Source organism: Chryseobacterium soldanellicola (assembly GCF_900100115.1).
Taxonomy (GTDB): Bacteria; Bacteroidota; Bacteroidia; order Flavobacteriales; family Weeksellaceae; genus Chryseobacterium; species Chryseobacterium soldanellicola.
In genome coordinates this window covers 144,605-158,095 of the sequence record NZ_FNKL01000001.1, presented here as the reverse complement: position 1 = coordinate 158,095, position 13,491 = coordinate 144,605, and the positions used below count along the sequence as shown (strand labels likewise).

Below are 13,491 nucleotides of genomic sequence, written 5' to 3'. Positions count from 1 at the left end.
TAAAATTACTTCAAATGCAAATAGAAACGAGAACCCTGACAGTTCAGGATTATGACGGATTGGTCGAAACAATGAGACGCGCCTATCCTCAAATGTCAGAATATGTCTGGTCTAAAAAAAGCATCGAAAAATTAACCAAGATATTTCCTAAAGGACAGATCTGCATAACAGTAGACGGAAAATTGGCAGCTGTTGCACTTTCCATTATTGTGAATTATGATGAATTTGGTGATGATCATACATACAGCGATATCACGGGAAATTATACTTTTAACACCCACTTATCAACCGGAAATGTCTTATACGGAATCGAAATTTTCGTTGATCCCGAGTATCGTGAACTGAGATTGGGGAGAAGATTGTACGATGCAAGAAAAGAATTATGCGAATTACTGAATCTTAAGTCCATCATTTTAGGCGGGAGAATCCCGAATTATCATAAACATAGCGAACTATCACCAAGAGAATATATCAGAAGGGTGAGAGACAAGGAAATCTATGATCCCGTTTTGTCGTTCCAGCTCTCCAACAACTTTCTGCCAATCAGAGTGTTGAAGAAATATCTTCCGGAAGACGAATCTTCAAAGGAAAATGCCGTTTTACTGCAATGGAACAATATTTATTACAGTAAAAAACCCAACACAATGCAGGACAGCATCATTCGTCTTGGATTGGTACAGTGGCAGATGAGACATTTCAAAGATATAAATGAATTTTATGAGCAAGTGGAATTTTTTGTAGATGTAATGGGCGATTATAAATCGGATTTTGTCTTATTTCCGGAGCTGTTTAATACGCCTTTGCTGGCGCCTTTCAACAATCTTTCGGAGCGTGATAGTATGATTGAGCTGGCAAAATTATCAGAAGAGATTAAGGCGAAAATCTCAGAATTGGCGATAAGTTACAACGTTAATATCATCTCTGGAAGCATGCCTGTTTTTGAAAATAATGATCTGTATAATGTGAGTTATCTTCTTCACCGTGACGGCCGAATTGATGAGTACCGGAAAATTCATATCACGCCCAACGAAAGAAAATATTACGGAATGAAAGGCGGAAATGAGATCAAAGTTTTCGATACCGACTGCGGGAAAATTGGTCTTGTGATCTGTTATGATGTTGAATTTCCGGAGCTTCCGAGAATTTTAGCCGATCAGGGAATGAAAATCCTTTTTGTTCCTTATTTAACTGATACTCAGAATGCTTATATGCGTGTTCGCCATTGCGCCGCCGCCAGAGCTATTGAAAACGAATGTTATGTGGCGATTGCCGGCTGTGTCGGAAATCTTCCGGGAGTTAATAATATGGATATCCAGTTTGGCCAGGCTGCGGTTTTTACGCCTTCCGATTTTGCCTTTCCGTCGAACGCAGTTAAAGGTGAAGCAACACCAAATACAGAAATGACTTTGATCGTGGATGTAGATTTAAATTTATTAAAAGATCTCCATCATCATGGCTCGGTTCAGGTGATGAAAGACCGAAGAAAAGATTTGTACGAAACGTATCTGAAGTAAAAAAAGACTGCATCATAAGGTGCAGTCTTTTTTTTGTTTTATCTAACAATTTATTGATTTTAAGCTAATTGCGGACAAAGAACGGCCGGACAGATCAATCCCGGGCATCTTGGTCTTCCGTCATCCGGACAGCATTTGTTTGAGCAGTTTCTGATAATTCCGCTTCCGGAAATACTTTTCATTTGTTGTCTTGATACTTTCTTTAAATTTTTCATTTTAATATTTTTTATAGGTTAGTTTTAATATTTGGTGATTATAAAGTTAAAAATAATTTATGAATTAATTATTTTATAGTTGAGATTTAAGTTTCATGATTTCGTCAATTTAATTGAGGAATTACATTTCTTGCCATTGCAATAAAATCCTGATCTTCAGGTTTAATTTTTAAAAATTCTATATTATAATCTTGATTTTCGTTTTCTCCAGTCATTATAAAATTAGAACCTGAAGTAAAATCTCTTCCCTCAACGTATGATTTCCAAGGAGCTTTTGTTGCATTGTTACAAATTTCAAGTATGTTTTTCAATTCTAATTCAGTCATTAGGATTCTATTTTAATTTAAGTTTTAAAATTAGATAATTTAAGTAAAATATGATCTTAAGGAACAATTTTTGGAGTAATTTGCACTCTTATTTCATACAATATGTTTGACAAGCAACACAGAAAACTCAAAAGATCAGCCCGATTAATTTCCGTATTAAGTAAATATGGCTTTAAAGATATGTTGGCAAGGATGAATGGCGGAAATAAACACGAAGATGTGTCCGATAATCCTGATGAAATCATATCAAAAGGTACGGTTTACGAGAGAATCAGGCTAGTTTTGGAGGAGTTGGGACCCACTTTTGTGAAGCTTGGGCAGACCTTCAGCAACAGGGAAGATCTGCTTCCGCCTGAGCTTGTTCAGGAATTGCAGAAACTGCAGGATAAGGTAGACAAAGTTGAAATGAATGTCGAAGAAATTCTTGAAAATGAATTTAATATTTCTGTTAAAGAGCATTTTTTGGATGTTCAGAAAGAACCCTTGGCAACAGCCTCAATTGCACAGGTTTATCAGGCAACATTGCTGAATGGAAATGAGGTGATTTTAAAGATTAAAAAACCTGATGTACAGACGGTTATCGAAGATGATTTATTGTTAATCAAAGATTTGGAAAAACTTGTTTCCTCTTATTCTGAAATAGGAGAAAAGCTGAATTTAAAGCAGGCGATTTCCACTTTTGAAAAATCTTTACTGGAAGAAGTTTCGTTAATTAATGAAAAGGATAATATTCTACAATTTGCCAGAAATTTTAAAAATAATAAAGAAACATATGTTCCGAAGATTTATGAAGAATTTTCCAACAACAATGTTCTTTGTATGGAATTTATCGATGGAATAAAAGTTACCGATAAAGCCGGACTTTTAGCTAATAATATTGATCCGGTCAAGGTTTCAGAAACCGGATTAAGACTTTTTGTCTCGCAGATTTTAGATTACGGATTTTTCCATGCTGATCCTCATGCGGGAAATATTTTGGTGAAAAAAGACGAAAAAGTAGTTTTCATCGATTTTGGTGCTGTAGGAAAAATTCAACCGAATGATAAAGAAATTCTTGAAAATTTAATTGTAAGTTTTGTTGCTAAAAATGCCCATAAAATTGTAAGATATCTTAAGAAAATGGCGATAAGCTATGAGATTCCGGATGAAAGGAGATTTGAAAATGATGTTGAGGATATTTTGAATTTCGTTCACAGCTCGTCTTTGAAAGAGATTAATCCTCAGTTGATTATTAATAAAATGAAAGATGTTTTAAAAGATAACCGACTTCATATGCCGGATTATTTTTATCTTTTATTTAAAGGAATCGGCCTCATTGAAGGCGTTGGAAGAACCATTAATCCTGATTTGGATATTGTTAAAAGCCTTCATCCGTACACAAAAAAAATATTCACAAAAAAGATCAGTCCGAAGAATATTTTAAAAACCGGAATGGACCGGATGATGAATTTCACGGATAATGTAGATGAAATCCCAAAAGAGCTGCGTTCTGTTTTACAAAAATTAGACGAAAATAAATTCACCGTTTCAAGCGAAATTAAGAATATTGAAAAGACCAATCAATTAATAAAATCAAGTATTGTTAATCTGATCTTAGCCATGATTTTGGGGGCAAATATTATTGCGACAGCCATTGTTTTTGTTTCAGAATCGGGTCCGAGAATAGGTGAGATGTCGTTGGTTGCGGTTTTGGGTTTTATTTTTTCAATCTTATTGGTGATTATTATTTTGCTGAGAATTACCAGGAAATAATTTATCAAAAAGAAAAATCACACCAGTTTGCGTCAATTACTATTAAATAAAATTTTGCACCAATGAAAATATTAATCTTATTCGCTCTAACATTCTGCAGTTCTTTAATTTTCGGTCAGAAAGATGAAGGAACTCTAGGTGACTACGACGGAAACGGAACAAAAGAATATGCCTACACAAAAGTAAGCGATTGCAGCGATGATTGTGATGGAAAATGCGAAACGATCATCTATTTTAGTGATAAAAAAATTAAACCGTTCACGATTGCACCTGCTAAAAACGGAACTTTGTACAATCTTAAAGATTTAAATAACGACGGAAAAGATGACATCGGTTTTTATCCCGATTGGTGTACAAGTTGCTGGCATCCGCTTTATGTTTATACGTATAAAAATAATGATTGGCAACCTTTGGTAGCACCGATTTCTACTCATTGTTCGCAGTGGGAGGATGAAAAATTCCCGATTAAAAAAGATCCGAAAAAGAAAGGTTATGTAATTATTACGACAAGTGTCTGGAAGGATGATGATATTAAAATTATCAGCAAAAGTGTGAAGGTTAATTAATTTTAATAGATTTGTATATAAAATGCTTCGACAGGCTCAGCATGACATCGCTAAAAATTTGCTGTTAAAATACAGTTAGTATTAGAAATGTTATGCTGAGCCTGTCGAAGCATTTATAGTTTAACATTAAATCCAAAATCTAGAATTTTAAACTAAATATCTTCCGGTCTGAAAGCTTTTTTAACTTAAATTTTACAAATAAATTAATTGCCTATCTTTGCAAAATGGAAAAACTCACTTTTGCAGACTTTGATTTACCGGTTAAGGTTCTGGATGTTTTGGCAGACCTTGAATTGTTTGAACCCACGCCTATTCAGGAAAAGAGTATAGGACCTATACTTTCCGGGAGAGATGTGATGGGAATTGCACAGACAGGTACCGGAAAAACATTGGCGTATCTGCTGCCTGTTCTTAAAACCTGGAAATATAACAAGACCGGAAATCCAACGGTTGTAGTTTTGGTTCCTACAAGAGAATTGGTAGTGCAGGTAACTGAAATTGTTGAAAAATTAACGGAGAATCTTACTGCAAGAGTGATCGGAATTTATGGTGGTAAAAATATCAATACACAAAAGCTGCTGTTTAATGATGGCTGCGATATTTTGGTAGGAACACCGGGAAGAATTATGGATTTAGCGATTGATAATGCTATTTCACTGAAAGAAGTTCAGAAACTGATCATCGATGAGTTTGATGAGATGCTTAATTTAGGTTTCAGGCCACAATTAACACACATTTTCGAAATGATGAGAGACAAGAGACAAAACATTCTTTTCTCTGCAACGATGACTGATGCTGTGGATGAAATGCTGGAGCAGTATTTTGCAGGTCCGATCGAAATTTCATTGGCAAAATCAGGAACTCCGCTTGAAAAAATTGATCAGACAGCATATAAAGTTGAAAATTTCAATACAAAAATCAATTTGCTTGAACATTTATTGAAAAACAATACGGATATGTCCAAAGTGTTGATTTTCACGAATAATAAAAAGAATTCAGACTTATTATTTATTAAAATTGATGAGCTTTTCCCTGATCAGTTTGACGTAATTCACTCTAATAAATCTCAGAATTACAGATTAAAAGCAATGAAAAGCTTTGAAAATGAAGAGATCAGAGGTTTGATTACAACAGATGTTATGGCGAGAGGTCTTGATATCTCGGATATTACCCATGTTATCAACTTCGAAACGCCTGAAGTTCCGGAACAGTATATTCACAGAATCGGTAGAACGGGTAGGGCAGACAAGGATGGTAAAGCGATCACTTTTGTAACGAAAAAAGAAGAGCCGCTAGTTCTTGATATCGAATTATTAATGGATAAAGAATTAAAATTCATTGATTTCCCTGAAACGGTTAAAATTAATCCTAAAAAGATCGCTTCCGAAGAAGATCAGATCGTTATGAAAAATCCAAATCAAGTCAAGCTATTTGATGGTGGAGGTGCTTTTCATGAGAAAAAGGAGAAAAATAAAAAAGAAAACTGGGGCGGGCCAACAAAAAGAAAAGCTCCCAAGAAGTTCGGAGCCAACAGAGCGCAACAGAAAGCGATTTCAAAGTCTAAAAGAAAGAAATAAAAAAACTCCCAATTCGGGAGTTTTTTGTCTATTCTAAACGAATTTTGTTATTTTGTAGGATTTCCTTGAATTTATCTGTTTTACCTTCATCTTTCATCTTTTTATAAATATATCCGATGATTGTTTCGGCATCCGTTCTGTAGGGTGATTTTTGTTCAGTATAAATATTATAAGCTTTAGACATATAATCTAAGGCTTTTTCATTATCTTTTAAATGATCATAATAAATCTGACCGATTCCGTAATAGACTTCTGCATCGTTAGGATGTACTTTATCAAAATCTAAATAGGCATTAATTGCTTTTTGATATTCTTTTTTATAAACATAGGTAAGACCAATGTTTTGAAGAGGCATTTTACCTTTTGGATCTATTTTTAATGAATTTCTATATGCTTCAAGTGCCTTATCATATTCTCCTGTTCTTCTGTAGCAAATTCCCAAATTATCCCATGCGTAGATGAATTTGGGATCTTTTTTCACTGCCTGTTCGTAATTTTTTATTGCTTCCTTCCAGTCTTCTTTTCCGGAAGCCTCAATTGCCTTATTGTAAAAGTCAAGAGCTACAGGATCTTTTGACACTAAATCATGACTGGTTTCCGCTGCTGAAACCAATTCTTTAATACTTGTACAGTTATCCATTAAAGCCGTTTCAATTTCGTAATAAGCTTGTTTATATTCGTCAGATTGAGGATTAGAATTAATAGTTACATCAATTTTTTTATCTTTAATTTTCCCGCTTTCAATATCATCGCTTGTTTTTGCGAAAGTTTTGGTCATCGAATAGACAAGTACATCTTTGTCAATACAGGCACTGATTTCTTTATTAACAGCATCTTTCGCCTTATTATATCCATTAATAGAATCGATACATTTACAGGCTTTTTCAGAAATTTCTTTAAGAATTTTTTCAGATGATGGTAATTTGTCTTTTTCTTTTTGAGCAAATGCAAAAGAACAAATGAAAATCGTAATTAAAATGGTTAGTTGTTTTTTTATCATGTTTAAAAATTATTTCATGTAAGGATTCATTACAGACGTCCAAAGTTTGTAGCCTTCCGGTGTCATGTGAAGCATATCTTCTACGAAAAGGTCTTTTCTTACATTTCCGTTGGAATCCTGCATTACTTTTGTGATGTCTATGAATTCTGCATTAGGTTGTTTTTTCATGAATGCGGCAATTTTGTTGTTGGCTTCTTTCATTTGTGGCCAAAGCTTCTCGCGGCTTGGAGAATATTTTATTGAAATATAATCAACTTCAATATTGGGAAATTTTTCACGGATTTTCTGATAAAAAGTTTTAAATCTTTCTACCACCGTTTTTGCCTTTAATTTGTGGTTGTCGGCAAAATCGTTTTCACCGCAATAGATGATGATCTGTTTAGGCTTATAGTTTAAAAGATCATTTGCATAATAATTAAGATCTGTCAGTCGCGAACCTCCAAAACCTCTGTTGATAATTGTTTTATCCGGAAAATAGCTGGCAACATCCGTCCATTTTGTGAAAGACGAGCTTCCGACCAGAAGAATGGCATCTTTCGGCGGTGGGTTTTCCTGATCTGATTTTTTGAAATTCTGAATGTCTTGCCAGAACATCGGCTTTTTTTCCTGTGAAAAGAAAAGGGCAAAAGTCAGCATTAAGAATGCCGATAACATCTTCTTCATTGTTCAATAATTTAAGTAATACGTCTCATAAAAAACTCCCGAAAAATTCGAGAGTCTGGTTTTTATCTTTTATAAGTAATGTAAACGTTGTCTTTTATCAGGTCGCCATCCTGGTCGATTGCATCAAAAAGTTCCATTACTTTTAATTCTGTGCTCGTGAGTATCACAACCTTGTAAGGTCTTTCGGTGTCATTATTATACTTGATGTTCAGGTTTTTTGTTTCGGTATCGTAGGTAAAAGTACCTTCAGATGTTCCGTTTACCTGGCAATCTGCCCCAGCTCCTGTATAAGCGGTATAAGATGTATAATAGTCAGTTCTGAAATACGTATTGTTTTTAGCACTACAACCTGACGGTATACTGGTATTAATGACAGTTTTATTATCCTTTCCTGATATTACTTCTGTTTTGGCTGTTTTCCAGTCTCCCTTCATCATATCTAATTCATATCCCTGAATATCATCATCTTCACAAGAAGTAAGCGCCATCGCGGAAAAGGCAAATAAAAGTAGCTGTTTTTTCATTTTCACAAATTTAAGAATATGCTAAAATATAAATAAATTTGAAATATCTGTAATGAAATTAAGGTTTTTTAAACGAATGTTTGTAAAAAATATAATTTAGAGAAAAGGATAGGGCTTAGGTGATAGGAATTAGGGTTTAGCTTAAAACAAGTTAAATAAAATTTTAACATTAAAAATTAACTCTACATCCTAATTCCTATTATCTAAACCCTCATTTTAATAACTCATCTCAACAATCTTGTAAGCGTCCTGCGGAGTTAGTTTTCTGTATTCACCCAAACCTAGCCAATTCCTTTCTGTAAAGGCTTTTTCAACTCTTTCTGCGGTTCCTTTGTAGTCTTCCGTATATTCTGAAAGCTTAGTCTGGATATGTAAGCTGTGGAAAAATTCTTCTAATTTTTTAATTCCTGCTTCGGCTTTTTCTTCAACAGTCCCGTCTTTTATTCCCCAAACCCGTTCAGCATATTGAGCTAATTTTCCTTTTTTAGAGTCAAAATTATAACGGTAATGAGACGGAGCGATCACAGCCAGTGTTCTTGCATGATCAATGCCGAAATAAGCCGTTAATTCATGTCCCATCGCATGAACCGCCCAATCTGTAATAACTCCTTTCTGAATTAAGCCATTCAGAGCCATTGTGCAGCACCACATGAAATTCCCTGCAGCATCATAATCAAAATCATCAGCCAACACTTTTGGAGCAGTTTCCTGCAAGCTGATTAAAATGCTTTCTGCGATTCTTTCCTGAAGATCAGCCGAAGAAGGTGCTGTCATATATTGCTCCAAAACGTGCGTGTAAGCATCTGTCAATCCGTTTACGATCTGTCTTTGCGGAATTGATCTCACCACTTCCGGATCTAAAACCGAAAATTGTGGGAAAAGTCCCGGACCGCCTGCTGACAATTTTTCATTAGTTTCTCTTCTTGAAATAACATATCCCGAATTCATTTCAGAACCCGTTGCCGGTAATGTTAAAACACTTCCGAAAGGCATTCCTTCACCTTCAAAAGTTCGTACAGGCTTTTTTAGGATTTCCCAGGGCTCACCGGCGTAATTTGCCGCTGCAGAAAGGAATTTTGTTCCGTCAATTACAGAACCACCACCGACAGCCAGAAGGAAAGTAACGTTTTTTTCTTTAATGAAACTTAAAGCATTAATTAAGACTTCATACTCAGGATTAGCAGGAATACCACCGAACTCATATAATTCATGATCTTTCAGAGCTTCTTTTACCTGATCGTAAACGCCGTTGTTTTTGATGCTTCCGCCACCGTAAATCATTAAAATCTTAGCGTCTTTTGGGATTTCTTTTGAAATTTTAGCAATTTCACCTTTTCCGAAAAGTATTTTTGTTGGATTTTTAAACTCGAAATTAAGCATTTGTTCTTAAATTTATTTTATTCAAATTTACGGAATGCAAAGTGAAAATTAAGTTAAGGAAGTTTTAAAATTGTTATGATTGATTTTTATTAAAACTATTTAGTTTTTTGCTTGTCATTGCGAACAGACAGAAGGTCTGCGAAAGTATTTCAGAAGCGACGAAGCAATCTCATTGATACTAAGCAATATAATATTAAACCATCAAGATAACCAACGCGTTTGTCTTTCCGTAGGAATCTAGACTTATTTTGTAGAGATTGAATTGTAAAAATCATTGTTTAGATTCCTACGGAAATAAAAACGTGGTGTAAATTTTTTAAATTTAAAATCAATTAGAAAGATACGCCTTTGCTCTTTCAATAAATTTCTCCTTATCCTTTTTGATATCCTCCACCAGTTTTTTTCTGTCATCAGGAATCGTCATGTATTTATCGCTCCAAAGATTTATTTCAACAATCAAAGGAATCAGATCAATCCCTTTTTCTGTGAGAAAGTAGTGGAATTTCAATTTATTATCAGGATGATTTTTTTTATCGATAATTCCGTTTTCCACTAAATTTTGAAGTCTGGAAGCTAAAATATTGGTCGCAATCTTTTCATTGGCTTTCAGAAAATCTCCATAAGTACATTCTTTTTTGATCATCAGATCACGTATAATCAATAATGACCATTTATCACCCCACATTTCCAGGGAGCAACTGATAGGGCAGTCTGATCTCTTTTTATTCATACTATCAATAGTTAACATATTGCTTGCAAAATGAAAGTTTTTGTTTTAATTTTACTTGCAAAATAAAAGTAAATTTAATCATAAAAAATTAATAAATCAAATGCAAAATTATGACATTGCCGTAATCGGCTCAGGACCTGGTGGATACGTTGCTGCAATCAGAGCGGCACAACTCGGGTACAAAACTGCAATTATTGAGAAATATGATACGTTGGGAGGAACCTGCACCAATGTTGGTTGTATTCCTACAAAGGCTTTGCTGGACAGTACTCATCATTTTTCTGAAGCTCATCATAAATTTAACGAACACGGAATTAAATTAAATGAAATCGAGCTCGATTTTCAGCGGATGTACAAAAGAAAATCAGAAGTGGTCGCAAAAAACACCGCAGGACTTGATTTTTTAATGAATAAAAATAAAATCACCCGATTGAAAGGAACGGCAAGTTTTGTCAATAATTCCACCATAAAAATTGTCAGTGAAAATGAAACAATTGACATTACAGCAAAACATTATATCATTGCAACAGGCTCAAAACCATCCACAATTCCCGGGGTTGAAATTGATAAACAGAGAATCATCACATCGACCGAAGCTTTATCTTTAAAAGAACAGCCAAAATCAATGGTAATCATTGGTGGAGGAGTGATCGGCGTAGAAATGGCTTCAATTTTCAATCGTATCGGAACTCAGGTAACAATTTTAGAATACGCTGATAATCTGATTTCTACAATGGATCAGGAATTAGGAAAAAGTCTTCACAAAATCCTGAAAAAAGAAGGAATTGATATTCGATTAAATCAAGGCGTTTACAAAGCTGAGAATTTGGGATCTTCCGCAAAAGTTTTATTTAAAGATAAAAACGGTACAGAAAACGAACTGGAAGCAGAATATGTTTTGGTCGCAGTCGGAAGAAAAGCCTTCACAAAAGATCTTGGCTTGGAAAATACCGGAGTTGAACTGGATGAAAGAGGATTTATTAAAGTTTATGAAAATAATCAGACTGCTGTTTCCAATATTTTTGCGATCGGTGACGTAATTGGCGGTGCAATGTTGGCTCATAAAGCGGAAGAAGAAGGTGTTTTGGTGGCGGAAACGATCAACGGACAAAAGCATCATATTCATTACGACAGAATTCCTTCTGTGGTGTATACTTGGCCGGAAGTCGCTTCTGTAGGTTATTCCGAAGAATATTTGAAGAAAAATAATATTCCTTACAACGTCGGAAAATTTCCGTTTTCTGCGAGTGCAAGAGCGAGAGCGTCAATGGATATGGATGGTTTTTCAAAAGTCCTGGTTGATCCGAAATATGGTGAAGTTCTCGGCATTCATATAATTGGAGCCAGAGCCGCCGATTTGATTGCTCAGGGCGTAATTGCCCAGGAATATGAGATTACAGCAGAAGATATGTTCAGAATTTCTTACGCGCATCCGACGTATTCTGAAACGTTGAAAGATGCTTATTTAATTGCTTCCGGACAAGGTGCGATTAATATTTAAGAATTTATTAAAATAAAGAAACCGCTCTGAAATGGGGCGGTTTTGTTTTTTATGGAGTGGTGCAATCTTCGCTTTTGAAATAAATTCCGTTGCTTTTTGCTTCCAGTTTTCCGGTTTTTCTATTGATCTTGATGAAAAAAGATTCTTTGGTGAGCGGACAGTTTTTCGTTTTTGAAAGATATAACGAAATATTTTTATCTTCGATTTTGTACGAACTGCTCAGCCTATTTGTGCTGTCAACGGTGTAACCATAAGTGTTTGCTATTAAAATCGCTTCCGGTAGATTATCAACAAATCCTATAAAATCTCTTAATTGCTGTTCATTCGAAAAATATTTTGACTGGCTGTTTTCACAAGCGATGATATATGAAAAGCAATTTTCTCCCAAACATTTCTGAAAGAAACCTTTTTCCGGTGCCGAATCATTGATCGTCATCAACTTAGGCATCTGACTTTCATAAATAATGGCTTTATCAGGATCAGGATTATTGCGAAGGACGGACCAATAATCAAATTTTTTGTCGGGAACGATAAAAGGGTAGAGTAACTCGGTATTATCGAGGATCTCAGGGATTTTTTCGAAATCAGAAGGAATAGCTTTCTGACTGAAAACTAAACCGGATATTAATAATAAAGTGGGAAATAATAATTTCATGCTGTTGTTTTGCAATTGAGCAAGGTCAAAATTTATTCCAATACAATTTTATAGTATCCTTTTTCGTCTGTTACGTCAATATTTATGCCTGTAAACGTTAATTTATTGATCTGATAACCATCACAGCCTCCTTTAAATTCAGAAGATTGAATTGAAAAATTAAAGTTTTTTATATTAGAGTTAAAAGTATAATTTTTTGTACCGTTATAAGCTCCCACATTTTCTAAAATGACCATATCATCATTGGTTTTTGTGAGCTGTATTCCGGTTTGATTTTCTTCTTTAACCGAATACGCTGTTAGCGTTCCGTTCGTGATTAAATTTTGATCATTGGAATCAACGAATTTAAAGGCAATCGGCTGAGGCGCGTTATAGCAATCGTCTCCACAAGCGGTGAAAATAAAAGCCATTACAAGGAATATGAATATTTTTTTCATAGGATTAATTTCTGTGATGTGTAAAATTAATCATTTAAATTTTTGTATTCAAATTATAATAAAATTGAGCTATTATGACGAGCCCTAAATATTTTTAAAACCTGTGCAAGCTGGCAATTAGTAATGTCAAAATTATTATTTTTTAACCTCTTTCGATTTATCAATATCTGTACTAATCAGGTCCCTTGCATATGAAGTAGCCTTTTGGTATTTTCCTAAAAATGTGGCTTTAAATTCATCATTAATTCCTCCTGATTTCATAAATTCATATACGATCTCGGCTCTGATAGTTCTGAGCTCGAATAAAACAAGTTTATAAGTATTTTTCTTATTGTCAACCTGAAATAAAGTATCAAATGCTGTAATTGCAGTTGTTACAGCTCCCAGAATCAAAATAATTTTGGATTCACTGAGATCATTAATTTCCGACATTCCCGCCAAAACAGTAATTATTCCTGCAAAAATAATTTGAGTAATTCTGATAAAATAGAAAAGCAAGATGTAATGATCGGCTTTTCTTTCAATCCTGTTGATTTCCTTTTGTGTCTGAAGATAAAAAGGATCTGTTATAGAATCTTCTTTCATGGTAAATAGTTTTAAATAAAGTTATTGAATTAATTCTAAGAAAGTATATTAAGATATATAAATTAA

The 13,491-nt window shown here is 34.4% G+C and carries 15 protein-coding genes; 5 read left to right on the top strand and 10 right to left on the bottom strand.

Translation table 11 applies throughout. The annotated features are described in order from the left end of the window. The first annotated feature begins 14 nt into the window (after positions 1-14). Positions 15-1,514 carry a carbon-nitrogen hydrolase family protein gene (locus tag BLT04_RS00695; RefSeq protein WP_089752691.1) on the top strand — a complete coding sequence of 500 codons (1,500 nt, stop codon included), beginning with the start codon at positions 15-17 and terminating at the stop codon, positions 1,512-1,514. Between the two features lie 59 nt (positions 1,515-1,573). Here BLT04_RS00695 and BLT04_RS18825 read toward each other — a convergent pair whose 3' ends face one another. Next, positions 1,574-1,729 carry a bacteriocin-like protein gene (locus BLT04_RS18825; RefSeq protein ID WP_170828402.1) on the bottom strand — a complete coding sequence of 52 codons (156 nt, stop codon included), beginning with the start codon at positions 1,727-1,729 and terminating at the stop codon, positions 1,574-1,576. Between the two features lie 104 nt (positions 1,730-1,833). Then, positions 1,834-2,055, bottom strand: coding sequence for a hypothetical protein (locus tag BLT04_RS00690; protein ID WP_170828401.1), 222 nt, complete (start codon positions 2,053-2,055; stop codon positions 1,834-1,836). Positions 2,056-2,157: 102 nt separating this feature from the next. On the opposite strand from BLT04_RS00690, the gene BLT04_RS00685 reads away from it, so the two are divergent. The 3 genes from BLT04_RS00685 (at position 2,158) to BLT04_RS00675 (ending at position 5,950) form a co-directional block, all read left to right on the top strand. Beyond that, positions 2,158-3,807, top strand: a complete 1,650-nt coding sequence (locus BLT04_RS00685; protein WP_089752690.1) for an ABC1 kinase family protein — start codon at positions 2,158-2,160, stop codon at positions 3,805-3,807. A 62-nt stretch (positions 3,808-3,869) separates the two neighbouring features. Further along, positions 3,870-4,373 carry a hypothetical protein gene (locus BLT04_RS00680; protein ID WP_089752688.1) on the top strand — a complete coding sequence of 168 codons (504 nt, stop codon included), beginning with the start codon at positions 3,870-3,872 and terminating at the stop codon, positions 4,371-4,373. A gap of 224 nt (positions 4,374-4,597) precedes the next feature. After that, the gene (locus BLT04_RS00675; protein ID WP_089752686.1) at positions 4,598-5,950 is read left to right on the top strand and encodes a DEAD/DEAH box helicase; all 1,353 of its coding nucleotides are present in this window, start codon (positions 4,598-4,600) and stop codon (positions 5,948-5,950) included. A gap of 28 nt (positions 5,951-5,978) precedes the next feature. On the opposite strand, the gene BLT04_RS00670 is transcribed toward BLT04_RS00675, so the two are convergent. From BLT04_RS00670 to BLT04_RS00650, 5 genes are all read right to left on the bottom strand, one after another. Then, positions 5,979-6,950, bottom strand: a complete 972-nt coding sequence (locus BLT04_RS00670) for a tetratricopeptide repeat protein (protein ID WP_089752684.1) — start codon at positions 6,948-6,950, stop codon at positions 5,979-5,981. A 9-nt stretch (positions 6,951-6,959) separates the two neighbouring features. After that, positions 6,960-7,613 (bottom strand): GDSL-type esterase/lipase family protein, encoded by a 654-nt coding sequence (locus tag BLT04_RS00665; RefSeq protein WP_089752682.1) that lies wholly within the window; start codon positions 7,611-7,613, stop codon positions 6,960-6,962. Between the two features lie 62 nt (positions 7,614-7,675). Then, complete coding sequence (locus BLT04_RS00660) at positions 7,676-8,137, bottom strand: lipocalin-like domain-containing protein (RefSeq protein ID WP_089752680.1); 462 nt, start codon at positions 8,135-8,137, stop codon at positions 7,676-7,678. Between the two features lie 216 nt (positions 8,138-8,353). Continuing rightward, positions 8,354-9,517 carry an iron-containing alcohol dehydrogenase gene (locus tag BLT04_RS00655; RefSeq protein ID WP_089752677.1) on the bottom strand — a complete coding sequence of 388 codons (1,164 nt, stop codon included), beginning with the start codon at positions 9,515-9,517 and terminating at the stop codon, positions 8,354-8,356. A gap of 328 nt (positions 9,518-9,845) precedes the next feature. Continuing rightward, positions 9,846-10,247: a winged helix-turn-helix transcriptional regulator gene (locus tag BLT04_RS00650; RefSeq protein WP_089752675.1), complete on the bottom strand. Its 402-nt coding sequence runs from the start codon at positions 10,245-10,247 to the stop codon at positions 9,846-9,848. Positions 10,248-10,347: 100 nt separating this feature from the next. On the opposite strand from BLT04_RS00650, the gene lpdA reads away from it, so the two are divergent. Beyond that, positions 10,348-11,748 carry a dihydrolipoyl dehydrogenase gene (gene lpdA / locus BLT04_RS00645; protein ID WP_089754151.1) on the top strand — a complete coding sequence of 467 codons (1,401 nt, stop codon included), beginning with the start codon at positions 10,348-10,350 and terminating at the stop codon, positions 11,746-11,748. Positions 11,749-11,797: 49 nt separating this feature from the next. Here lpdA and BLT04_RS00640 read toward each other — a convergent pair whose 3' ends face one another. The 3 genes from BLT04_RS00640 to BLT04_RS00630 all read right to left on the bottom strand — a co-directional run bounded on the left by BLT04_RS00640 (position 11,798) and on the right by BLT04_RS00630 (position 13,425). Beyond that, positions 11,798-12,403, bottom strand: coding sequence for a hypothetical protein (locus tag BLT04_RS00640; RefSeq protein WP_089752673.1), 606 nt, complete (start codon positions 12,401-12,403; stop codon positions 11,798-11,800). A gap of 32 nt (positions 12,404-12,435) precedes the next feature. Beyond that, positions 12,436-12,840 (bottom strand): hypothetical protein, encoded by a 405-nt coding sequence (locus BLT04_RS00635; RefSeq protein WP_089752671.1) that lies wholly within the window; start codon positions 12,838-12,840, stop codon positions 12,436-12,438. 135 nt (positions 12,841-12,975) lie between these two features. Beyond that, complete coding sequence (locus BLT04_RS00630; RefSeq protein WP_089752669.1) at positions 12,976-13,425, bottom strand: SLATT domain-containing protein; 450 nt, start codon at positions 13,423-13,425, stop codon at positions 12,976-12,978. Positions 13,426-13,491: the final 66 nt, after the last annotated feature.

What these genes read in the sequence shown, in the direction of transcription:
- BLT04_RS00635 (WP_089752671.1), bottom strand. Translation starts at nt 12,840, where the DNA reads ATGAAAAAAATATTCATATTCCTTGTAATGGCTTTTATTTTCACCGCT.
- BLT04_RS00675 (WP_089752686.1), top strand. Translation starts at nt 4,598, where the DNA reads ATGGAAAAACTCACTTTTGCAGACTTTGATTTACCGGTTAAGGTTCTG.
- BLT04_RS00685 (WP_089752690.1), top strand. Translation starts at nt 2,158, where the DNA reads ATGTTTGACAAGCAACACAGAAAACTCAAAAGATCAGCCCGATTAATT.
- BLT04_RS00665 (WP_089752682.1), bottom strand. Translation starts at nt 7,613, where the DNA reads ATGAAGAAGATGTTATCGGCATTCTTAATGCTGACTTTTGCCCTTTTC.
- BLT04_RS00655 (WP_089752677.1), bottom strand. Translation starts at nt 9,517, where the DNA reads ATGCTTAATTTCGAGTTTAAAAATCCAACAAAAATACTTTTCGGAAAA.
- BLT04_RS00630 (WP_089752669.1), bottom strand. Translation starts at nt 13,425, where the DNA reads ATGAAAGAAGATTCTATAACAGATCCTTTTTATCTTCAGACACAAAAG.
- BLT04_RS00640 (WP_089752673.1), bottom strand. Translation starts at nt 12,403, where the DNA reads ATGAAATTATTATTTCCCACTTTATTATTAATATCCGGTTTAGTTTTC.
- BLT04_RS00670 (WP_089752684.1), bottom strand. Translation starts at nt 6,950, where the DNA reads ATGATAAAAAAACAACTAACCATTTTAATTACGATTTTCATTTGTTCT.
- BLT04_RS00695 (WP_089752691.1), top strand. Translation starts at nt 15, where the DNA reads ATGCAAATAGAAACGAGAACCCTGACAGTTCAGGATTATGACGGATTG.
- BLT04_RS00690 (WP_170828401.1), bottom strand. Translation starts at nt 2,055, where the DNA reads ATGACTGAATTAGAATTGAAAAACATACTTGAAATTTGTAACAATGCA.
- lpdA (WP_089754151.1), top strand. Translation starts at nt 10,348, where the DNA reads ATGCAAAATTATGACATTGCCGTAATCGGCTCAGGACCTGGTGGATAC.
- BLT04_RS00650 (WP_089752675.1), bottom strand. Translation starts at nt 10,247, where the DNA reads ATGAATAAAAAGAGATCAGACTGCCCTATCAGTTGCTCCCTGGAAATG.
- BLT04_RS00680 (WP_089752688.1), top strand. Translation starts at nt 3,870, where the DNA reads ATGAAAATATTAATCTTATTCGCTCTAACATTCTGCAGTTCTTTAATT.
- BLT04_RS18825 (WP_170828402.1), bottom strand. Translation starts at nt 1,729, where the DNA reads ATGAAAAATTTAAAGAAAGTATCAAGACAACAAATGAAAAGTATTTCC.
- BLT04_RS00660 (WP_089752680.1), bottom strand. Translation starts at nt 8,137, where the DNA reads ATGAAAAAACAGCTACTTTTATTTGCCTTTTCCGCGATGGCGCTTACT.